Origin of the sequence: Herpetosiphon sp. NSE202 (assembly GCF_042688385.1) — a bacterium.
In the GTDB taxonomy this organism is placed as follows: domain Bacteria; phylum Chloroflexota; class Chloroflexia; order Chloroflexales; family Herpetosiphonaceae; genus Herpetosiphon.
In genome coordinates, this window is sequence record NZ_JBHUPY010000010.1 from 234,396 (window position 1) to 260,307 (window position 25,912).

General features: G+C 51.5%; 23 protein-coding genes and 1 tRNA gene. 14 read left to right on the forward strand and 10 right to left on the reverse strand.

Annotation, left to right across the window (positions count from 1 at the left end):
- Positions 1–91: 91 nt before the first annotated feature.
- Complete coding sequence (locus tag ACFMKP_RS13115) at positions 92–2,074, forward strand: amidohydrolase family protein (RefSeq protein WP_382292433.1); 1,983 nt, start codon at positions 92–94, stop codon at positions 2,072–2,074.
- Positions 2,075–2,137: 63 nt separating this feature from the next.
- On the opposite strand, the gene ACFMKP_RS13120 is transcribed toward ACFMKP_RS13115, so the two are convergent.
- Both ACFMKP_RS13120 and ACFMKP_RS13125 read right to left on the reverse strand, forming a co-directional pair.
- On the reverse strand, positions 2,138–3,016 hold the full coding sequence (locus tag ACFMKP_RS13120; protein WP_382292434.1) for a LiaI-LiaF-like domain-containing protein: 879 nt from the start codon (positions 3,014–3,016) through the stop codon (positions 2,138–2,140).
- Positions 3,017–3,030: 14 nt separating this feature from the next.
- Complete coding sequence (locus ACFMKP_RS13125; RefSeq protein WP_382292435.1) at positions 3,031–3,597, reverse strand: PspC domain-containing protein; 567 nt, start codon at positions 3,595–3,597, stop codon at positions 3,031–3,033.
- 312 nt (positions 3,598–3,909) lie between these two features.
- Between ACFMKP_RS13125 and ACFMKP_RS13130 the strand changes: the two genes are divergently transcribed.
- The gene (locus ACFMKP_RS13130) at positions 3,910–4,572 is read left to right on the forward strand and encodes a phosphatidylserine decarboxylase (RefSeq protein ID WP_054536559.1); all 663 of its coding nucleotides are present in this window, start codon (positions 3,910–3,912) and stop codon (positions 4,570–4,572) included.
- The gene (gene pssA, locus ACFMKP_RS13135) at positions 4,569–5,261 is read left to right on the forward strand and encodes a CDP-diacylglycerol--serine O-phosphatidyltransferase (RefSeq protein WP_382292436.1); all 693 of its coding nucleotides are present in this window, start codon (positions 4,569–4,571) and stop codon (positions 5,259–5,261) included. Before ACFMKP_RS13130 ends, pssA begins: the two co-directional genes overlap by 4 nt.
- 56 nt (positions 5,262–5,317) lie before the next feature.
- Here the strand turns inward: pssA and ACFMKP_RS13140 are convergent, their stop codons facing one another.
- From ACFMKP_RS13140 to ACFMKP_RS13155, 4 genes are all read right to left on the reverse strand, one after another.
- Positions 5,318–6,316 (reverse strand): patatin-like phospholipase family protein, encoded by a 999-nt coding sequence (locus ACFMKP_RS13140; protein ID WP_382292437.1) that lies wholly within the window; start codon positions 6,314–6,316, stop codon positions 5,318–5,320.
- Positions 6,317–6,401: 85 nt separating this feature from the next.
- Positions 6,402–6,896 carry a cyclic pyranopterin monophosphate synthase MoaC gene (gene moaC / locus ACFMKP_RS13145; RefSeq protein WP_382292438.1) on the reverse strand — a complete coding sequence of 165 codons (495 nt, stop codon included), beginning with the start codon at positions 6,894–6,896 and terminating at the stop codon, positions 6,402–6,404.
- Positions 6,897–6,911: 15 nt separating this feature from the next.
- Positions 6,912–7,409, reverse strand: coding sequence for a hypothetical protein (locus tag ACFMKP_RS13150; RefSeq protein WP_382292439.1), 498 nt, complete (start codon positions 7,407–7,409; stop codon positions 6,912–6,914).
- On the reverse strand, positions 7,402–8,289 hold the full coding sequence (locus tag ACFMKP_RS13155; RefSeq protein WP_382292440.1) for an STAS domain-containing protein: 888 nt from the start codon (positions 8,287–8,289) through the stop codon (positions 7,402–7,404). Before ACFMKP_RS13155 ends, ACFMKP_RS13150 begins: the two co-directional genes overlap by 8 nt.
- A gap of 140 nt (positions 8,290–8,429) precedes the next feature.
- On the opposite strand from ACFMKP_RS13155, the gene speB reads away from it, so the two are divergent.
- The 4 genes from speB to ACFMKP_RS13175 all read left to right on the forward strand — a co-directional run bounded on the left by speB (position 8,430) and on the right by ACFMKP_RS13175 (position 15,961).
- Positions 8,430–9,332: an agmatinase gene (gene speB / locus ACFMKP_RS13160; protein ID WP_382292441.1), complete on the forward strand. Its 903-nt coding sequence runs from the start codon at positions 8,430–8,432 to the stop codon at positions 9,330–9,332.
- A gap of 159 nt (positions 9,333–9,491) precedes the next feature.
- Positions 9,492–13,304, forward strand: a complete 3,813-nt coding sequence (locus ACFMKP_RS13165; RefSeq protein ID WP_382292442.1) for a CSLREA domain-containing protein — start codon at positions 9,492–9,494, stop codon at positions 13,302–13,304.
- A gap of 168 nt (positions 13,305–13,472) precedes the next feature.
- Positions 13,473–15,191, forward strand: a complete 1,719-nt coding sequence (recJ, locus tag ACFMKP_RS13170; protein ID WP_382292443.1) for a single-stranded-DNA-specific exonuclease RecJ — start codon at positions 13,473–13,475, stop codon at positions 15,189–15,191.
- Positions 15,188–15,961, forward strand: a complete 774-nt coding sequence (locus tag ACFMKP_RS13175) for a hypothetical protein (protein ID WP_382292444.1) — start codon at positions 15,188–15,190, stop codon at positions 15,959–15,961. The genes recJ and ACFMKP_RS13175 overlap by 4 nt, the downstream gene beginning before the upstream one ends.
- Before the next feature lie 50 nt (positions 15,962–16,011).
- Here ACFMKP_RS13175 and ACFMKP_RS13180 read toward each other — a convergent pair whose 3' ends face one another.
- Both ACFMKP_RS13180 and ACFMKP_RS13185 read right to left on the reverse strand, forming a co-directional pair.
- Positions 16,012–16,755 carry a phosphoribosylaminoimidazolesuccinocarboxamide synthase gene (locus tag ACFMKP_RS13180; protein ID WP_382292445.1) on the reverse strand — a complete coding sequence of 248 codons (744 nt, stop codon included), beginning with the start codon at positions 16,753–16,755 and terminating at the stop codon, positions 16,012–16,014.
- An 85-nt stretch (positions 16,756–16,840) separates the two neighbouring features.
- Positions 16,841–17,419 carry a TetR/AcrR family transcriptional regulator gene (locus ACFMKP_RS13185; protein WP_382292446.1) on the reverse strand — a complete coding sequence of 193 codons (579 nt, stop codon included), beginning with the start codon at positions 17,417–17,419 and terminating at the stop codon, positions 16,841–16,843.
- A 109-nt stretch (positions 17,420–17,528) separates the two neighbouring features.
- On the opposite strand from ACFMKP_RS13185, the gene ACFMKP_RS13190 reads away from it, so the two are divergent.
- The 5 genes from ACFMKP_RS13190 to ACFMKP_RS13210 all read left to right on the forward strand — a co-directional run bounded on the left by ACFMKP_RS13190 (position 17,529) and on the right by ACFMKP_RS13210 (position 21,393).
- Entirely contained in the window at positions 17,529–18,410 is an 882-nt protein-coding gene (locus ACFMKP_RS13190) for an MBL fold metallo-hydrolase (protein WP_382292447.1), read from the forward strand.
- Positions 18,411–18,773: 363 nt separating this feature from the next.
- Positions 18,774–19,145, forward strand: coding sequence for a DUF1304 domain-containing protein (locus tag ACFMKP_RS13195; protein ID WP_054536547.1), 372 nt, complete (start codon positions 18,774–18,776; stop codon positions 19,143–19,145).
- A 79-nt stretch (positions 19,146–19,224) separates the two neighbouring features.
- Positions 19,225–20,073: an intradiol ring-cleavage dioxygenase gene (locus ACFMKP_RS13200; protein ID WP_382292448.1), complete on the forward strand. Its 849-nt coding sequence runs from the start codon at positions 19,225–19,227 to the stop codon at positions 20,071–20,073.
- Positions 20,074–20,484: 411 nt separating this feature from the next.
- Positions 20,485–20,561: transfer RNA gene (locus ACFMKP_RS13205), tRNA-Arg, on the forward strand.
- 58 nt (positions 20,562–20,619) lie between these two features.
- Complete coding sequence (locus ACFMKP_RS13210; RefSeq protein ID WP_382292449.1) at positions 20,620–21,393, forward strand: DUF554 domain-containing protein; 774 nt, start codon at positions 20,620–20,622, stop codon at positions 21,391–21,393.
- Between the two features lie 223 nt (positions 21,394–21,616).
- Here ACFMKP_RS13210 and ACFMKP_RS13215 read toward each other — a convergent pair whose 3' ends face one another.
- Together ACFMKP_RS13215 and ACFMKP_RS13220 are read right to left on the reverse strand one after the other, a co-directional pair.
- Entirely contained in the window at positions 21,617–22,429 is an 813-nt protein-coding gene (locus ACFMKP_RS13215; protein ID WP_382292450.1) for a GyrI-like domain-containing protein, read from the reverse strand.
- 113 nt (positions 22,430–22,542) lie between these two features.
- Positions 22,543–23,238 (reverse strand): DUF6391 domain-containing protein, encoded by a 696-nt coding sequence (locus ACFMKP_RS13220; RefSeq protein ID WP_382292451.1) that lies wholly within the window; start codon positions 23,236–23,238, stop codon positions 22,543–22,545.
- Positions 23,239–23,417: 179 nt separating this feature from the next.
- Between ACFMKP_RS13220 and hisZ the strand changes: the two genes are divergently transcribed.
- Both hisZ and pheS read left to right on the forward strand, forming a co-directional pair.
- Entirely contained in the window at positions 23,418–24,818 is a 1,401-nt protein-coding gene (gene hisZ, locus ACFMKP_RS13225; RefSeq protein ID WP_382292452.1) for an ATP phosphoribosyltransferase regulatory subunit, read from the forward strand.
- Between the two features lie 49 nt (positions 24,819–24,867).
- On the forward strand, positions 24,868–25,908 hold the full coding sequence (gene pheS, locus ACFMKP_RS13230; protein ID WP_382292453.1) for a phenylalanine--tRNA ligase subunit alpha: 1,041 nt from the start codon (positions 24,868–24,870) through the stop codon (positions 25,906–25,908).
- The last annotated feature ends 4 nt before the right edge of the window (positions 25,909–25,912 follow it).

The window sequence follows — 25,912 nt, forward strand, 5'->3', positions numbered from 1 at the left end:
ACCTGAATACCTCCCGCCAGACGGGACTCAAATTTGCCATCTAAGGCACAAGCGATGATGCTTGTGCTTTTGTGCAACATAAGGAGGCCAAATGGCTTTAGAACAAATTGATACCCTGCTGCTTAATGGCATCGTCGTAACAATGGATGCAGCAGGAACGATCATTCGTGATGGTGGGGTGGCAATTCAGGCTGGTGCGATCGTTGCGGTTGGGTCAAGCAGCGAATTACGCGAGCGCTATACCGCCAATCAAACGATCGACTGTACCAATCATGCCATTGTGCCTGGCTTAATCAATGGCCATGCTCACGTTCCAATGAGCTTGTTGCGCGGCATCGTCGCCGATCAACAGCTGGATGTGTGGCTCTATGGGTATATGTTTCCGGTCGAAAGTCGCTTTGTCAACCCCGAATTCGTGTACCATGGCACGCGCCTCTCGTGTGCCGAAATGATCAAAGGCGGCATTACCAGCTTCGTCGATATGTATTTCTTCGAGGAAGAAGTTGCCCGCGCCGCCGACCAAGCAGGCATGCGCGCCATCTGTGGCCAAACCGTGATGAAATGGCCAACTCCCGACGCAGCCTCCTACGATGAAGGTTTAGAGCGCACTCGACGCTTTTTTGAGCAATGGAAAGATCATGGGCGCGTGATTCCGGCGATTGCCCCACACGCACCCTACACCTGTAATAGCACGATCTATCGCGCCGCCGCCGATTTGGCCCGCGAATTCGATGTGCCGTTGGTAACTCACCTCAGCGAAACCGCTCGCGAAGTTGAAGAAGCTCGCCAGTTGGTCGATAAATCACCAATCGCCTATGTTGCCGATTTGGATGCTTTCACAGGCAAAGGCATTGCAGCCCACTGTGTGCACATCGACAAACGCGATATGCAATTGCTCAAAAAACATAACGCTGGCGCAGTGCCCTGCCCAACCAGCAACCTCAAACTAGCCAGCGGCGTGGCCAAGTATAGCGAAATGCTCCAAGCTGGGGTGAATGTTGGGCTTGGCACCGATGGCCCCGCCTCCAATGATGACCAAGATTTGTGGATGGAAGTTCATTTGGCGGCGATTTTGCCCAAAGGTGTGACTGGCGACCCAACCGTGGTCACCGCCAAACAAGTCTTTGCCATGGCTACCAGCATGGGAGCCAAAGCAGTGCACCTTGAGCATTTGGTCGGTAGCCTTGAAGTTGGCAAACGCGCAGACATTACCATTGTTGAGCTTGGCGGATTACACGTTGTGCCAGCCCCAGCCTACAACTATAGCAACGATTCAATCTACAATCACCTGGTCTACTCGGTCCGTTCAGGCGATGTGCGCCACGTCTTGATCGATGGCGCGTGGGTGATGCAAGATCGCCAATTATTGACCCTTGATGAAAACGAAGTGCGGGTCAATGCCATGCGCATCGCCGAAACCATCAATCAATTCCTCAGCCAACGCGAAGTCAATCTATTGGATAAAATTTTGGCAATCGGCGGAGTCAAGCAGGCCGAAATCTTCGAAGTTCAAGTCAAAGCACGTTTAGAAGATGCCAGTGGTGTCGAAGCCTTGCTGGCCTCGCATGCGGTTGAAATTACCAAGGCCAGCGAACGCAAGCAATACGATACCTACTTACTGTTCGATGATGCAACCCGTGGCCGCATTCGTTACCGCGAAGATCATCGGGTTGATGGCTCGCGGATTGAACCAAAATACAACTTGACCTTGACGATGCCCAACGAACGCGAAGATTTGCCCTCGGCAGTGTTGCTTTCCCGCGCTCGCTACACCGCGCCAGCCGATCGCTCGTTGCGCTTCTATCGCGAATATTTCTCGCCCGACCATGTGCTTGAAGTTGAGAAATATCGTCGCCGCTGGCGGATTATGTATGGCGAGGTTGATTTTGCGGTCAACATCGACATGATCACCAGTGGTCCAGCCAAAGGCACCTATTTGGAAATCAAGAGCCGCACCTGGTCGGCTCGCGACGCTGAAAGCAAAACCCAAATTATCAGCGAATTGTTGCAATTGGCCGGAGTCAGTGCCGATCAAATCATCAAACAAGAGTACGTCGAATTAGCCCAAGCCTAAATCAAAAGCCCGCAGCCATGAGCTTCATGGCTGCGGGCTTGGTTCGGTTGGCACGCTCAAAGGCTATTTGATGTTGATGCTCGAAGCCGAGCCAGAAAGATAAATATCTAAGCGATAGGTTTCGTCGCTCTCTTCCCAACCTGGGCTGCTATAGAGATCATCATCAATCGATTGAATATCCAAGCTTTGGTCGAGGTTGAACGCAGTAGCAGTATCATCGCGATGAATTCGCACTGGAACACCCGGCGGCAAGGTTAATTCTAAAGTCGTGGCATCGATATTAAAATGATACTCCCCGCGCTCAGCCAAGGCAATCGTTGCCGTGCCAGCCTGCAATTTTGCATCAATTTTACCAATTTGCAACGACGTTAAATCAGCATTTAAGCTCACATCGCGCAAATCCCAATCAAAATCAACTGCATGATTCATCGAAACCAAAATTGTTTGATCTGATCGATTGGTGCCTAATGGGCTATCTTGGCCTAAGACAATCGTTATTTGATCGCTGTCTGGTTGCAATTCGCGCACATTGATATTGCTTGCTTGAACAATTCCAGCAATTGACGCTTTGCCATCGAGAATTTCAGGCTTAATTGCCAGCGTACTGGTGCGTTCCTTCACAATAATATGCGCCGTTTCGGGCATCGTTGTGCCTTGTGGGTAGCTAATAGCGTAATTTGGCTCGTTGTAGGTAAGCCCATAACCCCCCATAACTGCCAACACCAGCAGCGCCAAACCAAGCCCCAACTTCGGGCGATTGCGCACCAACAACAAATCAAGGCCAGCCCCGATCAACAAGACTGGCCAAAACTGTTCAAGGATGTCGAACAAACTGGCCTCAAACACATCGATTGCTGAAAGCGCGCCCAGTAAACCGAGGCCAATCAGCAAACAAGGCCAGAATAATGAACGGCGCGGTGTTTGCTCCGTTACAGTTGTCATCGCAAACCCCTCTCTTATCCGCGCCGACGAAACAGCATGACCCCTAAACCAATCAAGAGCAATGGTGTAATGAATTCGGCAGCGCCGCCAAATTTATCAATCATCGTAATCATGCCGAATGCCAGCAGCAACAAACCAAGAACATGCTTGTTGTTGCGGGTTGAACGGGGCGCTGGCGTTGGAGCTGGCGCTGGTTGTTGGCCTTGGATAAATGGCGGCATATAGTGGTCTGGCCGCACTTGGACGGTTGTGCCAGTATAGGCCTCTGGTTGCTCAGCAATTGGCTGGCCCGTAAATGGGTCATAGCGATACGGCGGGCGGGCAGCATTGATTGGTTGCTGTGGTGGTGGCACAACGCCCGCTTGCTGGTGTGGCATAAAAGGTGGTGGCATAGCCCCAGGTTTTTCGCTTGGCATAATTAACCACAATACAGGATAAATAAAGAAACTTAAGCCTGTAAAGATGAGTAAAATCATGACTAAACGCACCAGCGTTGAATCAATTTCAAAATAAGCACCTAACCCTCCACACACGCCAGCAAGCTTGCGGTCGTAGTAGGAGCGCAATAACCGTGGTTGCATTGTTTGCCTCCGAACCTTGTGTTCTGTATTTGCTATCGATATGACGCGCTTTGTGGTTCAATTGTTGCAAGCAATCTCTGAACCAACAGCCTAATCGTTGAAACCTTTTTTTGCAGGGTTCGTACGTGCTAAGTTCAAGCCTTGGTGTGGGGCTTGCAAGCGCTTGGCATTGTATGCAATCAAGCCAAGTCTGTCGAATTTTGATTCAAGCTAGCATTAATAAAGCACGATGGTATAATTACGCCTCAATTCAAGCATGTCTGTTACAGCGCCGATTAAGGCCTGTCTAATAGTTTTTTAAGGAGTCGCTTCATGCCTTCTACCCGCGCTCGTGTTCGCCGTTCACTGCCAGGTATTGCCATCGAAGGTATGCCTTTCATCGGGGCCGGCTTGGGGTTAACTGCCCTAACAGCGTTATTTAGTCGCAAGGCAGCGGCACTACCCCTCGCACTTACCGCGTTTACCAGCTATTTCTTCCGCGACCCAGACCGCGAATGCCCCGCCGATAGTTCAATTCTCTACGCAGCAGCCGATGGCCATGTCACCATGATTGATGAGGTCGATGAGCCACGCTTTATTGGCGGTAAGGCTACCAGAATTGTTACATTCTTATCGGTGTTTGATGTTCACATCAATCGCACGCCCTGCGCTGGCACGGTGCAATATCGCGATTATGTGCAAGGCGAATTTCGCGCGGCATGGGATGGCGAGGCGGATATTGTCAACGAACGGGCTTATATTGGGCTGGAAACCGAACATGGCCCTGTTTTGATCAGCCAAATTGCTGGTTTGGTGGCCCGCCGCATTGTAACTTGGCCGGTGGTTGGCGAAGAATTAGGGGCTGGCGAACGCTTTGGCTTGATCAAGTTTGGCTCGCGCACCGATATTTTGGTCCCAAGCGGCTCAATCAACGTCTTTGTCAAAAAGGGTCAAGCCATCAAAGGTGGGCTGACTCAGATTGGAGCATGGCTGTGAAATTTCGCCGTTCATGGGTTCCCAATCTGGTTACGTCGGGCAACCTGTTTTGCGGCTTTTTAGCAGTTATTGCTGCTGTTGATGGTCAGGCTTTCAGAGCCGCAGTGCTGATTTGTTTGGCCGCCATTTTCGATACGCTCGATGGTCGAACTGCGCGCATGCTGGGCGTAAGTGGCGAATTTGGCAAGGAGCTTGATTCGCTAGCCGATGTGGTTTCGTTTGGCACGGCTCCAGCGCTGCTGATTTATCAAGTTTCTTTGCGCGAGGTCGGCTGGCTGGGCACGATTGCCGCAGGCATTTTTGTCTGTTGTGGCGCTGGGCGCTTGGCTCGCTATAACTTAATCACCAGCTCGGATAAGCGCTTCTTTGTCGGGATGCCAATTCCAATGGCGGGCATGACCGCAGCCTCGTTGGCGCTCTATACGGGCGCGCTCGACCCCTACGTGGCCACCGCATTAATTGGCTTTACAGGCTTTTTGATGGTTAGCACGTTGCGTTTTCCCAGTGTTGAGCAAATTGCCTTTGAAGCCTTCTTGCCGATTCGAATCGCCTTTATTGCGATTTTCGTCTTGGCTCTGTCGCGGCCAAGCCAATTTCTGTATGTCTTGCCGCTGAGCTACATCTCCTATGGCTTGATTGCCAACATTGTTTGGACAATTCGCGGGCGTGGCTCGCGCACAGCCACTTAACGACACTTGGGCGTAGCAAACAACTACGCCCAAGCATTCTAAAATTTCAGCAATAGCTAACTTGGTGGAATAACCGAATCCTGCGGCAGGCCTTGGCGGCGCAGCAATCCGCGCAACATGCCAAAGCGTAAGCGGGCTAATTGGGCTTGGGCAGCAATGCTGGTGCGCAAAGCAGCCTCTAGTTTGCTGCGGCGGGCTGGCTCAATTGGCGCAGCAACTGGTGCTAATTGGCTTTGTTCATTGAGATAGGTTTTGGCACTTTGATAGCCTAATTCCATCAACTGGCCGCTATAACGAAAATCGCGTACATCCAGCCCACTATAATGCAACATTTGAATATGGTGAACTTTAACACCAGCCTTGGCAGCCAAGCGCACTAACTCACGTTCATGAGCCATTTGGCGGCGCATCAAGGCATCGAAGGTACGGGTCAACGAGCCTCGCATGCCAAACGGTGGCACAGTTGAAGCAGCATCAAGCCCAATTTCCAAGGCCCAAATTTCGCTCGCACCTTGCTGCAAGGCTACGCCGATGGGCAAATTTGAAACAAAGCCGCCATCAAGGTAGGTTTCGCCACGATAATGATAGGCTGGCAAGTAGGGCGGCACGGCGGCACTCGCCATCAAGGCATCGACCAAACGCTCGCGCGGATCGTCGCCAAACAAATGCATATCGCCAGTACGATAATTGGTAGCGGTCACAAAAAAGGGCATTGCCAAATCGCTGAAGCGGCGAATATTTGGTGGCAATAATGAGAGAATAAAACGGCGTAAGCCATGATTATTGTGCAGCGAGCCACGCCCACGCATCACGCGCCAAGCAGAGCGCAACGAGCCACCAGGAAAAATATCCTCACGCTTAACGGTTTTCCAGCGCTGAGCAATGCGTTGAATCCCAGCCAAACTGGGATTACATGCGAGAACTGCTGCATTAATTGAACCAACTGAAGAACCAACCACTAAATCGGGGGTAATGCCTGCTTCGAGCAGGGCAAGGGCGGCTCCTGCTTGGAGTGAACCGCGATTGGCACCGCCACTAAATACAAGTGCGCGCATAGAGACAACCTTTCATGACCATTCTGCCGCGTCGTTGAGACAATGTAGGTCACAGGCGAGGCGCTCTACGCTCGATAGTCAAAGCTTACTCTGAGGTATCAAGCGGAGTGAGGGGATGCTGGAAGTCGCCCCGTGCGCCGCCCGTTTTATTGCGAACAAAAACCTGCTCAATCACCATAGCACGATCAACAGCTTTGGCCATATCGTAAATGGTCAAGGCTGCGACTGATGCTGCCATCAGCGCCTCCATTTCTACGCCAGTGCGGCCTGTGCAGCGCACCGTGCTGATGATACGCAATAACGATTGGTCGGGATGCGCCTCGATCTCAATCGCGACTGCACTCAGCGGCAGTGGATGACACAAGGGAATCAAATCGGCAGTGCGTTTGGCGGCCATAATGCCAGCGATGCGGGCAGTTGCGAATACATCGCCTTTGGGCAATTCTCCGGCCACCAATAACGAGAGGGTGGCTGGCAGCATACGCACATCAGCTTGCGCTTGGGCTGCACGCTGGGTCACATCCTTGGCCCCAACATCAACCATATGCGCCCGACCATGATCATCAAGATGAGTCAACATGAAATATGTGATTCCTCAAGCAGCGAAACGGGCAAGGGTCTGTTCAAGTTGGTCGACAACTTGGGGAATTAAGCCAGTTTCGCGCACATCGATCAATTGGGTAAAGCGGCCTTGTTGGCTGCGTTGCTGTGCCCAGCTATGCACCTGAGGCCGAAAGCCATCTTCGATCCAAATAATTGGCTTTTGCCACTCGGCTAGGTGTTTGGCAACACTATTGAGCTTCCACAAAATTGCCTTTGGATTTTCGGCCAATGGCTCGATTAAGGGTAATTCTGGCAAGCCAAGGTCGCTATGCAAGCCAAAATTTGCCAATTGCAGCCACGTCGAACACCAGATAAGTTGGCCAAGTTTGGCTAAGCGGGTGATTGAAGCATGAATCTGCGGCGGATATTGCACTGGAATGCCTGGCGGAATGCGCTGTTGGGTTGGCCCTAAGCGCCCAAACATATTAATCACGCCATCAATATCCAATAAAATAATTGGCCGCAGATCGTGCCAATCGAGCTTATCCACGGCGTTGCTCTTGCAAGGGGCGAATGCCAAGCCCAACTTGCTCCAAGGCGTATTCGATACCATCTTGCAAGTTGGCGCGAACCGACAATTGGCGCAGGTCGATTTCGAGGCCAACGATGGTTTGGGCCACTTCGGCGCTAATCCCAACCAAAATCACTTGCGCGCCCAACAAACTCACAGCTTTGGTGGTTTGCACCAGGTAATTGGCAATATTGGTATCAACAATTGGCACGCCAGTAATATCCATAATCACAATATCGGATTGACGGGCAACGATTTGCTCAAGCAGATCTTCGGTGAGCATTTGGGCACGGTTGGTATCGATCGAACCAACCAAGGGCAGCACCAAAATATTATCGTGAATTGGCGCAATCGGCGCTGCTAGCTCACGCAACGCAGCATTGGCTTGATCCAATTCGTTGGTCATTTGGTGCAAAGCCTGCTCACGCTCGCGAATGCTGGCCTCGCGCAAATCAACAAAGGTTTGATAGCTGGCTTTATTGGCAATAAACGTCACTTCGGCAATAACCGCTCGCGCCAAGGCATAATTCAATTCATCATCGGCAAAAGCTTCGCGGGTTGCCACTTTGAGAGTTTCGTAAATTGCTTCGCCCACTTGGGCCACAATGTCGCTGCTGGCATTTGGATTTTCCACCACCGCCTTAATCGATTGCCGTGAAAAATCGATCAGGGCTTGCATATCGCCGCGCAAGGCTTCAATAGTGGCGACAAACGGTTTTTGCATGCGGGGAATCAACTCTGCGTCTGCGATTTTAAGGTAGGGCGAATTGGGCACTTGGCGCAGCAATTCACCAGCGTGTTTGGCGAAGCGCGCAAGATTGGCTTCGAGAAAGTCGGCTAATACATGTTCGACGCTCATTGGTATCCTCGTTATTGACTAAATTGCTGATCGTCAGCGCCCGTTTGTCTCGTACAATGGTGATTATACCCGTTTCTGCAACGTGGTTCTATGGTTCTCTTTACGGTTCTTAATAGTACTTTTGTGGAATGAGGAAAACGATGACACATACCACTCCCGATAATTTTTTGGGCTTAGACCAGCAGTATAGCACGCTAGAGACCAGCAAGGTGGTAGTTTTGCCTATCCCCTTTGAGGCTACGGTGAGCTATGGCGGTGGCACGGCCAATGGGCCAGCGGCAATTATCGAGGCTTCGCAACAGGTCGAATTTTACGATCGCGAATTTGATAACGAGCCAGCCAAAACTTGGGGCGTGCATACGCTACCTAGTGTCGAGGTGAATGATCAAGATCCTGATAGCGCTATGGCCAGCATTGCCCAAGCAGTTGAGCAAACTGCGCGTTTGGGCAAATTGGTGTGCGTGCTGGGCGGCGAGCATTCTGTTTCTGGCGCGATAGCCCAAGGCTTGCATGCTGTTCATGGCGATTTTGTGACGGTGCAAATTGATGCTCACGCCGATTTGCGCGACGAATACGAGGGCAGCAAGCACTCGCATGCCTGTGCCATGCGCCGAATTCTCGATGTTGGCGCTGGCGATTTGTTGCAATTGGGCATTCGTTCGCTGGATATTAGCGAAGCCCAGATGATCAAGAGCGATCAACGAATTACGACCTTCTATAGTGAAAATGTGCATGATGGGCTGCATCTGCAAGCCTTGCGCGATTTTGTGCGTGGCAAGCAGGTCTATTTTACAATCGATATTGATGGCTTGGATGTGGGCCTTGTGCCTGCGACCGGAACGCCCGAGCCAGATGGCATGACATGGCGCGAAGTGCTCGACATTACCCGTATTCTAGTGCAAGAATCCTCGAAGGTTGTGGCCTTTGATGTTATGGAATTAGCACCAATTGAACAGCTGCATGCGCCAAATTTTGTGAGCGCCAAGCTCACCTACAAGGTTATGAGCATTATCATGGCCCAACAAGCCAATTTGTGGCAATAAACCCCACACATTAGCCCCAGTAGTTTGTAGCAGATCACAACGAACACCAAGCATCAGCATTTGGTGTTCGTTGTCGCAGCATTGGCAATTTCTCATCAGCGCTAATTCCAATAGTGTGTTTTGTGTGAGGTCGTCAATGCTGATGCCAGAGGTAGGTGTATGAAGCATCCATTCTCGCTCCGTTTTACTCGTTTGCTTTCATTGGGTATGGTTGGTTTTTTAGGCTTGAGTGGCTTGCAGCTTAATCAGCAAGCAGCCGCCCAAATTGGCAGTTCTGCTCATTCCACGGCAGCGCTGGATCAAACAATTCTGCAATGGGCTGAGCAATTAAATCAAGCGCCAGCCCAACCAGCACTACCACTCAGTGTGAAACACTTGCAGGCCTTGAATTCGCCGCCCGCAGCGCCCATGCCCGCCCCTCAACCCAAGCCGTTTGCCCCCCAAGCCAGCTTTATCGTCAATACGGTTGCCGATACTGATGATGGCGCGTGCGATGCATTTGGCACTGGCACTGGCAACCAAGATTGTAGCTTGCGCGAAGCGATTAACGCCGCCAACGCCAATGTTGATGCCGATACGATTAATTTTGCAATTGCTGGCGCTGGCGTTAAAACGATTGCCCTCAGCAGCAATCTGCCCGCCTTGCAAACCCAAATTCAGCTTGATGGCTGTAGCCAACCAGGCAGCGATTGCAGCGTTTGGCCAATGAGCTTGCTGATAGAGATCGATGGTGCTGGCTTGAGCGATCCCGTTGGGCCAACCAGCACCCAGATTCTCGCCGTAGAAAGCAATGGCTCGGTTATTCGTGGCCTCGTTTTAAATGGTGCTCGTAGCCCAGGCTTTTATGCGTGGTATGGAATTAATGTTAAAGCTGCTAATGCGTGGATTACACAGAATATTATTGGCCTCGAAGCAGATGGCCAAACCGCCAATGGCAATAATACAGGAATTCAATTAAATGCTGGCAGCAGCCAAGCAATTATTGGCACCAATGGCGATGGCACGAATGACACAATCGAAGGCAATATTATCGCCGGCCAAACCTTCGATGGCATCTATATCTCTGCTGGAGCCAACAGCCGAGTGGCGGGCAACTATCTTGGGGTTGCCAGCGATGGCATCACCGCACAGCGCAATGAAACTGGCATACGATTTTTCGGCCCAGCACTTGGGAATGTCACCATTGGCACCAATAGCGATGGCCTGAGCGATCTTGCTGAACGCAATATCATTAGTGGCAATACTGCAAGTGGCATTCAAATCGATAGCTCCTCGAATAATCGGATTAGTGGCAATTATATTGGCCTCAACGCCGCCGGAACTGCTGCCGTGCCAAATCAAACTGGCATCAATCTTAATGGCAATGCGAGCAATAGCATCGTTGGCACAAACGGCGATGGCATTCGCGATGCAATCGAGGCCAATGTGATCAGCGGCAACAGCGCTGAAGGCGTGCAAATCGGGCAATTTAGTGGCGGTGTAAACACGTTTCCAACTGATAATGTCGTTGCAGGCAACATCATTGGGCTTGATCCCACGGGCACGACAGCAATTGGCAACCAGCGCGGCGTGATCGTGCGCTTTGGCCCAGTTCGCACCCGCATCGGCACCAATGGCGACGGCACCAGCGATACGCTAGAGCGTAACATCATTAGCGGCAACAGCGATTTGGGGATTGGGCTTGGTGGCGGCACTGAGTACACAATTCCCGATACAATTATCAGCGGTAACTACATTGGCACCGATCACACTGGCTTAATCGCCCGCCCAAACAGAGTTGGCATTCAAGTGCAAAATTCGGTTAATCGGGCTGATATTGGAATTACTGGCACTGCCACAAATGGCGCAGCCCAAGCCAACCTAATTAGTGGCAATACTGGCCATGGCATCGCCTTCGTATTTGATCCCAAAACGGTGCGTGTGCGCGGCAATCGGATTGGCGTAGCCCTTGATGATAGCCCGCTTGGCAACCAAGCTGATGGGATTATGCTGGCGGAACTGAGCCCATTGGCTCCAGCCAACATTCGGATTGGCGGCGATGGGCCATTCGGCGAGAATAAAATAGCGTTTAACGGTGGCCTCGGCATCGATATTGGCAACGATGGCCCAACGGCAAATGACCCGCTTGATGCTGATGCAGGCCCAAACAACAGCCAAAATTATCCAGTTGTGACGAATGTGGTTGATAATGGCACGACCGTCACGGTGCAGGGCTATCTTGAAAGCGTGCCGAACCATAGCTATCGTTTGGCGTTCTATAGCAACGCGACGTGTGATCCTTCTGGCTATGGCGAAGGCCAAACGTTCTTGGCAAGGAATGCATTGAACACGAATGCAACTGGCTTGCTTGTCTTTACTCAGATATTTGCCAGCCCAGCCCCGAATATCACAATTTTGGCAACTGATACCAATGAGAACCAAACTTCGGAGTTTTCGCAATGCTGGGTTGCGCCGCTGCCAACCGAAACTCCAACCTTTACGCCAAGCAACACACCGACCAACACCGAGACTGCGACTCCAAGCAACACACCGACCAACACCGAGACTGCGACTCCAAGCAACACGCCAACCACAACCAATACTGCCGTGCCAATTACGCCAACTACGCCGCCAAGCGCCTGTGTGCCTGGAAACAATCTGCAAGTGCTGTTCAGCGATAGTGTCAACACCAGCGCACAATGGAATGTTAGTGGCACAGGCCCAACTTGGGGCTTGGATGGTAGTAGTTTCAATAGCCCCAACTTTTCGTGGCACGCCGATGATCCTGCTATACTCAGCGATCAGCGCCTCACAACTATGATGGGGATTGCGATTCCAGCTGGGGCCAGCGACGTAACGCTCTATTTCAACCATAACTATCGTTTTGAGTTTGATGCTGGTGGAGGTGACGATGAGCCAACACCTATGCCAGAGCGCTCAAGCAAACGCAGCAACACCCCATTCGAGAGCTATTACGATGGTGGCGTGGTCGAATACAGCACTGATGGCAGCAATTTCAACGACCTTGGCAGTTTCTTCAGCAGCTCGGGCTACGATGGCATGATCAGAAATGAGAATGATAATCCTTTGGCTGGCAGAAATGCCTTCGTCGGCATGAGCGGCGATTATCCATTTTATATCGAAGAAACTGCCGATTTAACCCCGCTGGCTGGCCAAACAGTTTGGTTACGCTTCCGCCTTGGCAGCGATAGCTCAATTGGTGATCTTGGTTGGAACATTGACGATATTGTGGTTGCTGGCTGTGTCGGCAGTGGCAGCACCAACACGCCAACTGCGACCAGCACCGCAACCAATACACCAACCGCGACATCAACCAACACGCCGACTGCGACCGCCACGGCCACGGTTGCAACCCCAACCAACACGCCAACCGCGACCGCCACGGCCACGGTTGCAACCCCAACCAACACGCCAACCGCGACCGCCACAGGCACGCCATTTGTGGGCACGAGTCGCAATTTCTTGCCCGTGGTGATGCGCAATTGCTATCCCGATTTGGTGGTAAGCAGCATCACGGTTGAACAGCAGTTGGAAGTTATCGTAACCAATCAAGGCAATTGTGCTGCCAACGAAGCATTTTGGGTCGATTTGTATCTCGCGCCAAATCCAGCGCCAAGTCATGTCAACCAGCAGTGGTGGGATATTGCGCAGCAAGGGATTGTGTGGGGCGTGACCCAAAGCCTTGAGCCAGGTCAATCGATCAGCTTGCAGCCGTATGATCAATATTATTCGGCGCGCCGAAGTGCATGGTCAAACCGAATAGCGGCTCAAACCAAGCTCTATGTGCAGGCCGATGCCTACAATGCTGCGACCAATTATGGCGCAGTCTTGGAAGTGCACGAAGCCTTGAATGGCGAATACAATAATCTACATTCAATTACGACGAGCAGCAATTTCAGCCAACCAACTGGCCAACGCCAGCAATTGGCAAATGAACATGGCTTGCCTGCACGACCAGCAAGCAGCAAATAATTAATTTCAACCTCGAAGGCCGATTAATCGTGTTGATTAATCGGCCTTTGACCATGCCAAAAAATGCTTGCTTATGGCTCTATAATGAACTATTCAGCCAAACCAAATTTGACGATTGCTCGGCTTATCTCTACAATCGCCAAACCAATCCAGCTCATGAGGGATTTTATGCTCAATCAACGTGTTATGCGCCATTGGCAATTGCCAACCAAGGCCACGCCAAGCCAACTTCGCAGCCTCGGCGAGTATCATCCATTGCTAGCAGCTATTTTATGGAATCGCGGCTGGCGCGATGCAGCAGCGGTTGAGCAGTTTCTCAATATCGAGTGGAAACAACGCCATGATCCGTTTTTGCTGCACGATATGGATCGCGCGGTCGAACGGATTAAGCTGGCAATTGAGCACAAACAACGAATTGTGGTCTATGGCGATTTCGATACCGACGGCGTGACCGGTGTTACGCTGTTGATGCAATTGTTCAAAGCCTTTGATCTCCAAGTTAAGCCCTATATTCCCAAACGCGAGGGCGAAGGCTATGGCCTGAATTTGGCGGCAATTGAAAAATTGCATCAAGCAGGCATTGATCTGCTGGTGACGGTTGATTGTGGCATTAGCAATGCAGCCGAAATTAGCCGCGCCAACGAGCTTGGCTTCGATACGATTGTGCTTGACCACCACCAACCGCCGTTGCATTTGCCCCCAGCTTATGCAGTCGTCGACCCTAAACGCAGCGATTGCCGCTATCCATTCAAGGGTTTGTGTGGCGTAGGCGTAGCTTTCAAGCTTTACGAGGCCTTGTGGCGGGCAGGCATCCAGCCCAACAACCTGCGTGCTCGCGAGATTCTCGATGTAGTCGCTCTTGGCACAATCGCCGACATGATGCCCTTGACTGGCGAGAATCGGGTGCTGGTGCATTTTGGCTTGCAGGCCATGAACGAAAGTCAACGGCCTGGATTAAAGGCATTGTTGCGCGTTTCAGGCGTTGAGCAAGGTAAAATCGATGCTAGCAGCGTGGGCTTTCGGCTTTCGCCAAGGATTAATGCTGCTGGCCGTTTGGTCGATGCCAGCATTGCCTATAGCTTGTTGCTGGCCCCTGAACAAGCCCAAGCCGATGGTTTTGCCGACCAATTGAATAGCACCAATATTGAGCGCCAAGCCTTGACCCGCGATGTGCAGCAGGCAGCGCGAGATCTAGCCCAAAGCAGCGGCCAGCTTGATCAACGTATTTTGGTGATTGAGGGCGAGCATTTTCATCATGGCGTGGTTGGGCTAGCCGCAGGCAAATTGGCCGAAGAATTTGCCCGACCTGTGCTGGTGATGGGCAAAGAAGAACATACCAGTCGCGGTAGTGCGCGTTCGATTCCAGGTTTTAATATTGTCAACGCCTTGGCCGAATGCGCCGATTTATTTGAAAAATATGGTGGCCACGCCGCCGCTGCTGGCTTTACGATTGCCAACCAACACATTCCAGAGCTTACGCGGCGTTTGCAGGCGATTGCCAACCAACAAATTAGCGACGAAATGATGGTGCCACAATTGGCGATCGATGCTGAGGCCAGTTTCGATCAACTGAATCTTGAGATGCTAGCAGTACTCGAAAAAATGGCTCCGTTTGGGCTTGAGAACCCACAACCACGCTTTTGCAGCCGTCGCGTGACGGTCATCGAAGCCAAGGGCGTTGGCGCTGAAAATCAACATTTGCGCTTGCGTTTGCAACAAGGTCGCCATTATCAAACGGCAATTGGCTTTAACCTCGGCGATTGGCTGGCCGAATTGCATAATGGCGCGCAGATCGACATTGTGTATACGGTAGGCCTCAACGAGTGGAATGGCCGCAGTTCGGTGCAGCTGACGCTGGTTGATTTGCGCTTGAGTGAACAGCGATGAGCATCGTTTTAGCCTCAGCTTGGCAGCCCCGTGGCGAATTGGCCCGCTTTGAACGGCTCTTGCCCCAATTAAACCAATTGTATCGCTCGATTGTGATCAGCACGCCGCCAACGATTGACCAAGCATTGTTGCAAACGCTCAACAACTTGCCGAATGTGCGCGCAGTGCCAACCAGTGAGTGGGCGCAGGGCAGGCATGTGGCCTTGGCCGAAGCGCTCAAAGCCCAACCAAATTATATTCATGCCATTGATTTTGATCGGGCTTTGCGCTGGATCGAAACGCGCCCCAGCGAATTAACTAGCATCGCTCAGCGTTCGCAAACCCATTGTTTGATTATTGGCCGCACTTGGCAAGCCTACGCCACCCATGCTCGCGCCTTGATCGAAACCGAGCGCACCAGCAATACGATGGCCTCGTTTTTTCTGGGCACGCCAATGGATTTTAGCGCTGGAGCACGCGGCTTTACGCCAGTTGCTGCGCATTTTATTTTGGCCAATAGCCCGCCAATCGATGCGCTTGGCACCGATGCAGAATGGCCAATTTTGCTGCATCGCGGTGGATTTAAGCTTAATTATTGTGAAGTTGATGGCTTAGATTGGGAGATTCCCGATCAATTTCAAGCCCAAGCTGCTGATCAAGAGGCGCAGCAAAGCCAAGCAGCAGCCTATGATACCAAGATCGAGCATTGGCGCTATCGGGTTGAGGTGGCGCAACGGATTGTGCAAGCAGGCACTGCGGCAGCGCGGCGGCCATTGCAATTTCTCTCTTAACGCCAAACCGCGCTCCAAATAATGGAACGCGGTTTGGAACAGCAATAAATTTAGCGGAAGCTCTCGGTAATATCGCGAACTTCTTCATATTTGGCTTTGAGGTTTTGCAACGCTTCGTCGGTGACAGTTTGCAAATTACGATAAATTTGCTTATCGAGCATTTTGCTCTTATCGCCATCGGGCCACAAGCGCCATGAATCGTTGTCGATCATATCGGCGACGATCAATGCACCATCGGGAGTGCGGCCAAATTCGATTTTAAGGTCAACCAATTGCACACCGCGCTCGGCCCAGGTTTGTTCGAGCAATTCAAACACGCGTGTGCCTTCTTGCTCAATAAAATGCACTTCCTCGGCAGTTGCCAAGCCCTTTGCCACAATCCCAGCCAAATCAATTTGCGGATCGTGATTGGCATCGTCTTTATAGAAAAACTCAACCAACGGTGGGCTAAAGCGCGTGCCTTCTGGCGTTTCAGGGTGGCGACGGCAATATGAGCCAGTTGCTAAGCGCCGCATCACAACTTCCAAGGGCAACATATCGCAGCGTTCAACCAGCATCAACCCAGGTTCAGGATCAGCTTTGTAGTGGGTGCGCACGCCACTGCGATTGAGCAAAGCAAAGACATTAGCCGAGGTGCGACCGCTGATCGCGCCTTTTCCTTCGATTTCATTGCGTCGTGCCCCATCGCCAGCGCTAATCGAATCCTTTTGCAGCATATAGGCCAAGCTTTGGTCTTCAGGGTGAGCATAGATAATCTTGGTTTTGCCTTCGGCTAATTTGGTGCCGTATTGCATTGAAAACGCTCCTTCATGCGTTGTTGAGCAAGCAAATTCAATGGCAAACCCGCCAAATGGAGTCTGCCCGCCCCATTATACATGCTTATGCGCTTTCGCTTTTGATACCCTGCAACACAATTGCCAGATAGCGTTCGCGCTGTTCAGCCTGATCATCGCCGATCGGCAATCCCGCCAACAAGCCCGATAAATCGCCTGCTTGCAAATCGGCACGCACCATTCCTGCCGCTTTGGCGCGGTCAATTAGGCTTTGAATTGCTGGATTGATGCCCTGTTTGGCTTGGCTGCTGGCTTCAATTAAATTCGTATGTTGCTGAATCATAGTTTTAAACGCCCGATCTTTGAGCTGGCGTTTGGCCATGCCGCGCACCACTTGCTCGACCGCCCACCAAGGTTCAGCCGAATCCTGCAAGCCTGCCAGAAAATCCATCACCACCTGAAAATGCTCATGAATAACCAGATTTAGCAAGCCTTCTTTGGAGCCAAAATGATGATAGAGCGTGCCAACCGCCACGCCTGCATCACGGGCAATCGCATCCATCGCGGCGTTGGGGCCGTCGCTAGCAAAACGCGCTTTGGCCGCCGCCAGAATCCGCCCATGGTTTTGTTGGGCATCGGCTCGTTGGGCTGTTGGTTTTTTCGCAGTTTTGGAATCATCTGCCATCGTTAATTTCCCTCTTGACAAATTGAACCATAGTTCAATATAATCAAGTTGAACGCTAATTCAACATATTCAAACAGTATAGCATACCGACAAAAGCAAGGAGTCATTGATGGCAACAGCGCTTCAGCATCGCACAATTCAACTTGGGCCAAGCAGCATTACGGCAATCGTCGATGTCACCACACCATGGCCAATGCTGCCAGTCAACGGCGAAGTTTGGGATAAAGTTCGCGAAAGCTATCCCAGCTCGTTTTATAATGCGGAAACCCTGCTAGGCCGCGTGCATTGCTACCTGATTCAACAAGCAGAGCGCACGATCTTGGTTGATACTGGTTTGGGCAAGGCTCCAGCGCCAGTCCAACCATTGAGCAGCCAACAGCTTGAAGCCCAATTGGCAGTGCTGGGCGTTGATCCGGCAACGATTGATACCGTCTTTTTGACCCATGTTCATGTTGATCATGTTGGTTTGAATACCCATTATGTCGATGGCACGTTGCAGGCGCGATTTCCAAATGCGCGTTATTTGGCGCACCAAGCAGAAAAAGGCCTGATTGCGTTTATGCAACAGCACAGCCCTGAGCGCGCAGGCTACTTGCAGGATCAGGTTTTATGGCTCGAAGCCCAAGGTCGGCTTGAGTTTTTTGATGCAGATTTTGAACTGGCAGAAGGCATCACAACTTGGTTTACCCCAGGCCATAGCCCAGGCCACACCGCGCTTGTCATTGATCATGGCACTGGCGAACGAGTGTTGCTTGCTGGCGATATATTTTTCAACCCGATTCAAATGTTCGAGCCAAGCTTTGCAACTGGTTTGGATGTTGATAGTGATCAAGCGCATGCCACGCGGCTGGCGGTTTTAGGCCAAGTAAGTGATGGCAAAACCTTAGTTGCGCCCTGCCACTTTCCAACTCCCAGCTTTGGCTATGTTGTGCCCGAGGGTGCGACCTATCGCTGGCTGCCAATCGAGGATGAACTAGTACGCTCAGTTTAACCACAAAGGATGAGGCTATGGGCTATTGGCATTAGGCTAGCGGAACACTGGTTGGTATTTCCAAGCAATCTCCGATAGCCCATAGCCTTCAATCTATAGCCAAACATCCTCTGCGCTAAAATCTGATCCACGAAGGACACGAAGAGCACGAAGGATGGGAAACCGCGAAGAGCGCGAAGGTTGATTTTTTGGGCCACGAATCCCACGAAGAATGTTCCGATAGCCAATAGCCTATAGCCTAATCCCTTTGATTTCTGACTTTTGATTTTTGATTTTTACCCTTTGCCTTCTGACTTTTGACTTTTTGCGGTACTATAGCTAGCTAGTTGTCAACAGTTGGCAACCAAGGAAAGGCGGTAGGTCATGGCAATCGTAAGTTTAATTTTGGTGGGCTTGGTGGCGGTCGAACACATCTATATTTTGTATTTGGAAATGTTTGCTTGGACGAAGCCAAGCACTGCCAAATCATTTGGCTTAACCCCTGAGTTTGCCCAACAAACCAAATCGTTGGCAGCCAATCAAGGCTTGTACAATGGCTTTTTGGCGGCGGGCTTAATTTGGGGCTTGGTACATCCCAATCCTGATTTTGGCTTACAAATTCAATTATTTTTCGTGTGTTGTGTGGTAGTAGCGGCAATTTATGGCGGCTTGACGGCCAAACGCTCGATTTTATTTGTCCAAGGTGGCCCAGCAATCATCGCCTTGGTGGCATTATTAATCCATATGTTTAGCTAATTACTTATAAGATCTTTAAGTTTTCTTCATTATTCTTTGGTATGCTGCTTGGGCAGTTTATGCACAAGGAGTTATTGCCATGGATAATGATGATCAACCAGTTGGCCGGATTTTGAGTCGCCGCGAGGTGCTCAAGCTGTTTGGGTTGGCTGGCTCGGCGGCGGTTTTGGCTGGTTGTAGCAGCGAGGTAGCGCCAACTGCAACCAGCGTTGCCCAGGCCAATGCGCCAACGACCACCGCCACAACAGCGGCAACCAACACAATCGGCGAGGTTGCAACAGCGACCAGCGCCGCCACCAGCACAGCCGAGGCCACGGCCACCAGTGAGGCGGTTGCGGCATTGCCCAGCTGTATTGTGCGGCCCGAGCTAACCGAAGGCCCTTATTTTGTTGATGAAAAATTAGAGCGCTCGGATATTCGCTCTGATCCCAGCAATAACGTCGTGAGTGCAGGCACGCAGCTTGATGTTAAAGTGGTGGTCAGCCAAATTGGGGCCGGCACGTGTACGGCATTAACTGGGGCAATTGTCGATTTGTGGCATTGCGATGCTGATGGAGTCTATTCGGATGCCACCGATCGCAGCTTCAACACGGTTGGCCAGAAATTCCTGCGTGGCTATCAGCGCACCGATGATGCTGGCGTTGCCAACTTCACCACCATCTATCCTGGCTGGTATCAAGGGCGGGCGGTGCATATTCACTTTAAAATTCGCACCGATGCAGGCTATGAATTCACCTCGCAATTTTTCTTCGATGAAAGTCTGACCGATGTGGTGCATGCCCAAGCGCCGTATGTTGCCAAAGGCGTGCGCACCCTGCTCAACGATGGCGATGGCATCTATCAACAAAGCGCTGGCCAAACAATTTTGACGGTTGTGCCAAACGGCCAAGGCTATAGCGCAACGTTTGAAATTGGCCTACAGATTTAATTTTTAACACGAAGAACACGAAGAGCACGAAGTGATTAGGCTATAGGCTATTGGCATTTGGCTTGACAACCAAATGCATGCCCTCACCCCCAGCCCCTCTCCCACTGACCGCGGGCGAGGGGTACTGGTTTAGTGGTTCGCTGAGATTTGTTGGCAATGCAGCCAGCACAGCAACAAACTATTCGTGCCCTTCGCGCTCTTCGTGGTTAATATGTTCTATGCTCTTTGTTCTATGTTCTCTCCTTCATCCTTTTCTATGCGCTCTCGGTTCATTTTGACTTTTGACTTTTGACTTCTGCCTTTATGTTCTATGCTCTTTGTTCTATGTTCGCTCTTTCATCCCTCATCCTTCATCCTTACTTATACGGGGTTGACATTTCGGGCGGGCTTAAGCATAATTGCCGTTGGTACGATCCCGTAGCTCAGGTGGATAGAGCAACAGTTTCCTAAACTGTGTGTCGCGCGTTCGAGTCGCGCCGGGGTCACCATATGCCAAACAACCACGAAGCGCCAAGGCTTCGTGGTTTTTGTTTAGGAGTACGCAGGATGGATCTCAGTCTGTGGGCAAAGCTCAATGGAACAATCATCAACATCGTGACGGTGGCACTCGGCACGGGCTTGGGTTTGGCGCTACGCGGGCGCTTGCCAGAACGCATGCAAACCGTGATTATGCAAGCATTAGGCTTGGTAACGCTGTTTATTGGGTTATCGATGGCTGGCAGCATGAATAAAGCAGGCGCAACCTTACAAAGCACGGCCCAAGCCAGCCAACCAATTGTCGTCGATGGCGTGGTCATCGGCTTGGTGGGCTTGGTCGTTGGCGGCTTATTGGGCGAGTGGTGGCGGGTTGAAGAGCGTTTAGCGGCGCTTGGTGATTGGCTCAAAGCCAAATTTAATGGCAGCGGACGCTTTACCGAGGGCTTTGTCGCAGCCTCGTTGCTCTTCTGTATTGGCCCAATGACCTTGATTGGCAGCATCAACAATGGCTTGGTTGGCGATGCACAGCTGTTGATCATCAAAGCAGCGCTTGATGGATTAGCAGCTGTGGCCTTGGCAAGCAGTTTTGGCATTGGCGTGGGCTTTTCGATTCTGATTATTTTGATCTATCAAGGTGGCGTAGCGCTCGCTGCTGGCTCTTTAGCCACAATTTTGCCCAATCCAGCGGTCGATCCACGGGTGTTGATCATCACTGGAGTTGGCGGTTTGATGGTGGTTGGCGTAGGCATCAATCTGCTTGATCTAACCAAAATTCGGGTGGCTTCGTTGCTACCAGCCTTGCTGATGGCTCCGCTGCTGCATTGGCTGATTAGTTTGCTGTAAGGTTCCCTCACCCCCTAGCCCCCTCGCCCACTGAACGCGGGCGATGGGGAATAACTAAAATTATGGCAAAAACCACTGAACGCGGGCGATGGGGAGCACCAATTCATGCCAAACCCACACAACCAAAAGCCCCTCGCCCGCGCCACGGGAGAGGGGTTGGGGTGAGGGGATCTTAACAACCTACCCTCGCCCACTCAATGCGGGCGAGGGGCTGAAGTCAAACTTAGGCTTCGTGGAAAGGCCAAGCAATTTCCATCAAGGCATCAGGGCCAGGTGGGTTAACCCAGATTTCGCGCGGCGAATCGGAAACAACATAACCATTGGCTTTGATCCAATCGCTGCCAGCATCGTAGCCTGCCAAAATATGCGGAAACTCACATTGATCGCCATGCATCGTTACAACGGCAACTTTGCCAGCAGGCAAAATGCGCCCAACAATCTCGCCTTGCTGCTCAACAACCTGATCGACTGGTAAACAAATTTCGATTGGGCCGTCATCATCGGCGTTAATTGTGCCGTGAAAAATGCCAAATGCAGAGCCACGCACAACTAAGTTATTGTCAGCGGCAAAGCGTTCCATACTGTGGAAGGCATGCGCAATCACATTATCCAACTCGTTAACAAACGTGCGTTTGGTGATGCTCAGGATGGGCTGCTCTGCTTGTTGGCGGACAGTTACTTCGAGACTCATACAAACTCCTTCTTGACGAATTAACCCGAGGATAAGGCTTTGGGCACGACGGGCTTGAATTGCCTGCAACTCGACCGAGCGAATGTAGCGACTAAGCAAAATCTCTGCATCTTTGGCATCGCCAGCAATTAATTGGCGAATCGTGGCCAGCGGCATGTTGATTTGACGCAACATGCTAATCAAGCGAGCAGGTTCGAGTTGCTCAGCGTGATAGTAGCGATAGCCATTCTGCGGATCGACATAGCGAGCTGCCAAAATGCCCAGTTGATCGGACAAACGCAAGGCTTTGAGCGAGAGCCGAGTTGCTTCGGCAAAGTTGCCAATAGAGATAAGCGATTCGTTCATAGCGCTAGTATAGGCTCTGCCCCAAGGGCAGACGCAAGGGTGATCTTTTTTTGGTAACAAAAAAGCCGAAGCATTGAACTTCGGCTTGTGATCAATAGTTAATTCAGGCTAATTTAGCGTTGGCGGGTGTTGTTCTCAACTGGCACATAGACCGGAACCCGTTCGCCATAGCGATAGGGTGGTTGGTAGATGCGGCGAGCTGGTTTGGTGCGCACGGCGAACTCTGCGCCGCCAGCAGCAAACGACAAACCCATAAACAACGTTGGTGGCACCAACTCAATAGCGCCAATAGTCATGCCCTTAACATCAAGCGAGGTTGTAAAAAAGCGTTGAAAAAGCGGGCTTAATTTCGGCGTAAGCGCGCCAGCAATGGTTAATGCCAAGAAAATACTGGTACTTGACAACATATCGAGGAAAGCAACCATACCAAGGCCAACCGAGGCGACTGTTAGAAAACAGAAACTCAGAGCCGTTGCACAGCGACGATAGATCGCCATTGAACGATCGCCACGTTGCAGGCGCAAAAGGCCTTCGCGGGCGGCATCAAGCAACAGAGCGGGATCAATCGCGGCGCGAATGCGGAACCCTTCGGTTGTGGCACAGCCATCGACCAACTGCGAGCCATAGCGCTCTTCAAGCACATTGACGGTGGCGTGCTCAATTGCGTGATTACGCCGAACTGAAACACCTTGCCACAATTGATTGAGTTGACGGGGGACATTTAACAATGACCAAATTGGCTGACCGAAGAACCAAAAGATGACTGCCAACGCACCAAATAATCCCGAAAAAATCATTAATCCATGCATAGGCTTTCCTTCCCGTGGCAGTTAACAAGCTGTAAAGTACCAATAAAAGCAGCGTATCACGCCACTGTGTCGTCGTCAAGGCAGACATAAGTACTTTACGTTATACGACCCCCATTGGTTCCATTCACCCACACCGAATTTTCGCGTACAATGTGGCTTGATTGTGCTCGGAGGAACCTGTGGGCTATCAATTAACTCCTGAAGTGGTTCGTGGAACGCGCGACCTTTTTGGCGCTGCCGTTCACCAACGTCAGACACTAATTCAGACATTAACCGCTACTTTTGATCAAGCAGGCTACGACCCAATTGAGTTGCCCTTGCTTGAGCATCGTGAATTGTATTTAAAGAAATCTGGTGATGATCTCATCGCCAAATTGTACCATTGGAATCAAGGTGGCCGCGATTTGGCCTTGCGCCCTGAATGGACGGCCTCGGTCTTACGGGCGGTTATCAGTGGATTGGGCGATGCGCCGATTCCGTTGCGCTTGCGTTACGCAGGCCCGGTGTTTCGATACGAACGCCCGCGCCGCGCAACCTATCGCCAATTTACCCAAGTTGGCATCGAATTGCTCGGTGCGCCTGGGCCGTTGGCCGATGCTGAAGCCCTTGGCTTGGCCGTAACTGGCTTGCGCGAGTTGGGCATTCAACAATGGACGCTCACAATTGGCCATATTGGCGTAATTAAGACGTTGCTCAACAGCCTTGGCTTACCAGAACGCATCACCTCGGCGCTCACGTGGAGCCTCCAACGAATTCGTTCCAAAGGGCTTGACGCGGTTAAGCAACAATGGCGCGACGACGATGATGATCTGCCAGTTGATTTAGCCAGCCTTGCTCACCTTGCCGACCAAGACCTTGAAACGCTGCTTTTGCGCGTGTTGCCCAGCCTTGGTGTGCGCCTCGATAGCGGCGGTCGCGAGCCACAAGCGATTATTCAGCGCTTGGTGCGCAAACTACGCCGTGGCGACGATACGCTGAACCTTGATCGCGCTTGGCATTTGCTTTCGGCGCTGACTGCGGCCCATGGCCCTGCGCCAAGCGTTATGCAGCACATGCGCGAACTCTGCACAGAGTATACGGTTGCAACCGATGCTTTGGATGAGTTGCAAACCACGCTTGATCTCCTCAAGGCATATGGCGTGCCAGCAGATCAGGTTGTGCTCGATTTTGGTATGGGTCGCGGTTTGCACTACTACACTGGCCTAATTTTCGAGATCGATGGCGCTGATGGCTTGCAATTGTGCGGCGGCGGGCGCTATGATGATTTGGTTGCGGCACTCGGCGGGCGGGCCATGCCAGCGGTTGGCTTTGCCTATGGCCTCGAACGGATCGTTGCGGCAGTTGCCCCAGCCGAGATTATACCGAATAAGAGTGTGCTGGTGGTTGGCGACGATCATAGCTTGGTCATTCAAGCAGCGGCAACTTTGCGCCAACAAGGCTATCGCACTGCTATCGATTTGCGCCAGCGTTCGGCTGCTGCTAACTTAAATGATGCGCGACGACGAGAAATGAGCCATTTGGCCGTTGTAACCGCCGCTGGAATCCAACTTCGTGATTTGAATGAACAGAAAGCCCAATGAGTATGCTACACTACGCTGAGCATAATTAATTGGTTAAGGTAGGAATGGCATGTTTGAGCAATTAGATCAGATTGAAAAAGAGGCCAAAGCAGCCTTGGCCAATGTCCAATCGCTTGATGATTTGGCAGCATGGCGCACTCAATGGACAGGCAAAAAGGGTTCGTTGGCCCAAGCCAGTCAATCAATTGGCAAGCTCGACCCTAAAGATCGGCCAGCCTTTGGCCAACGCTTCGGGGCCATCAAGCAAGCGCTGAGCGAACAAGAAGCAACTTTAGAATCACGCTTGCAAAGCGCGGCATTGCATGAAGAACTTGAAGAAGATGCAGTTGATATTAGCTTGCCTGGGCGGGCAGCCAACATTGGCCGTTTGCACCCAAGCACGCAATCGCTACGCCGGATTCAGCATATTTTTGCTGAAATGGGCTTCCAAGTGTGGGAAAGCCGCGAAGTCGAATCCGATGAGTATAATTTTGAATTGCTCAATATGCCTGCGCATCACCCAGCCCGCGATATGTGGGACACGTTCTATGTGCAATCTGATGATCCGCAGCAAAAGGTTGTGTTGCGCACTCACACCTCGCCAGGCCAGATTCATGTGATGCGCACCTTGAATCCTGAGCCAATTCGGGTGATTTTGCCTGGCAAATGCTATCGCTACGAGCCAGTCAGTGCCCGCTCAGAGATGATGTTCCATCAAGTTGAGGGCTTGGTAATTGGCCGCAACATTACCATGGCCGATCTTAAAGGTACGTTGGCCAATTTTGCCCGCCGCATGTTTAAAGATGATGTTAAAGTGCGCTATCGCCCTTCGTACTTCCCCTTCACCGAGCCAAGCGTCGAAGTCGATATCGAATGCTTCATCTGTGGTGGCGAAGGCTGCCGCATTTGTAAAAAGAGCGGCTGGCTGGAAATTTTGGGCGCTGGCATGGTTCACCCAACCGTGTTGCGTAACGGCGGCTATGATCCCGCTGAATGGAGTGGTTTTGCCTTCGGCATGGGTCCAGAACGCCAAACGATGTTGCGCTACGACATCGACGACATTCGCTGGTTCTTCTCCAACGACGGTCGTTTCTTAGAACAATTCGGTTAATTCT

Excerpts from the sequence above, each read along its gene's own strand:
- ACFMKP_RS13115 (WP_382292433.1), top strand. The coding sequence starts at position 92 with ATGGCTTTAGAACAAATTGATACCCTGCTGCTTAATGGCATCGTCGTA.
- ACFMKP_RS13120 (WP_382292434.1), bottom strand. The coding sequence starts at position 3,016 with ATGACAACTGTAACGGAGCAAACACCGCGCCGTTCATTATTCTGGCCT.
- ACFMKP_RS13125 (WP_382292435.1), bottom strand. The coding sequence starts at position 3,597 with ATGCAACCACGGTTATTGCGCTCCTACTACGACCGCAAGCTTGCTGGC.
- ACFMKP_RS13130 (WP_054536559.1), top strand. The coding sequence starts at position 3,910 with ATGCCTTCTACCCGCGCTCGTGTTCGCCGTTCACTGCCAGGTATTGCC.
- ACFMKP_RS13140 (WP_382292437.1), bottom strand. The coding sequence starts at position 6,316 with ATGCGCGCACTTGTATTTAGTGGCGGTGCCAATCGCGGTTCACTCCAA.
- moaC (WP_382292438.1), bottom strand. The coding sequence starts at position 6,896 with ATGTTGACTCATCTTGATGATCATGGTCGGGCGCATATGGTTGATGTT.
- ACFMKP_RS13155 (WP_382292440.1), bottom strand. The coding sequence starts at position 8,289 with ATGAGCGTCGAACATGTATTAGCCGACTTTCTCGAAGCCAATCTTGCG.
- speB (WP_382292441.1), top strand. The coding sequence starts at position 8,430 with ATGACACATACCACTCCCGATAATTTTTTGGGCTTAGACCAGCAGTAT.
- ACFMKP_RS13165 (WP_382292442.1), top strand. The coding sequence starts at position 9,492 with ATGAAGCATCCATTCTCGCTCCGTTTTACTCGTTTGCTTTCATTGGGT.
- recJ (WP_382292443.1), top strand. The coding sequence starts at position 13,473 with ATGCTCAATCAACGTGTTATGCGCCATTGGCAATTGCCAACCAAGGCC.
- ACFMKP_RS13175 (WP_382292444.1), top strand. The coding sequence starts at position 15,188 with ATGAGCATCGTTTTAGCCTCAGCTTGGCAGCCCCGTGGCGAATTGGCC.
- ACFMKP_RS13180 (WP_382292445.1), bottom strand. The coding sequence starts at position 16,755 with ATGCAATACGGCACCAAATTAGCCGAAGGCAAAACCAAGATTATCTAT.
- ACFMKP_RS13185 (WP_382292446.1), bottom strand. The coding sequence starts at position 17,419 with ATGGCAGATGATTCCAAAACTGCGAAAAAACCAACAGCCCAACGAGCC.
- ACFMKP_RS13190 (WP_382292447.1), top strand. The coding sequence starts at position 17,529 with ATGGCAACAGCGCTTCAGCATCGCACAATTCAACTTGGGCCAAGCAGC.
- ACFMKP_RS13195 (WP_054536547.1), top strand. The coding sequence starts at position 18,774 with ATGGCAATCGTAAGTTTAATTTTGGTGGGCTTGGTGGCGGTCGAACAC.
- ACFMKP_RS13200 (WP_382292448.1), top strand. The coding sequence starts at position 19,225 with ATGGATAATGATGATCAACCAGTTGGCCGGATTTTGAGTCGCCGCGAG.
- ACFMKP_RS13210 (WP_382292449.1), top strand. The coding sequence starts at position 20,620 with ATGGATCTCAGTCTGTGGGCAAAGCTCAATGGAACAATCATCAACATC.
- ACFMKP_RS13215 (WP_382292450.1), bottom strand. The coding sequence starts at position 22,429 with ATGAACGAATCGCTTATCTCTATTGGCAACTTTGCCGAAGCAACTCGG.
- ACFMKP_RS13220 (WP_382292451.1), bottom strand. The coding sequence starts at position 23,238 with ATGCATGGATTAATGATTTTTTCGGGATTATTTGGTGCGTTGGCAGTC.
- pheS (WP_382292453.1), top strand. The coding sequence starts at position 24,868 with ATGTTTGAGCAATTAGATCAGATTGAAAAAGAGGCCAAAGCAGCCTTG.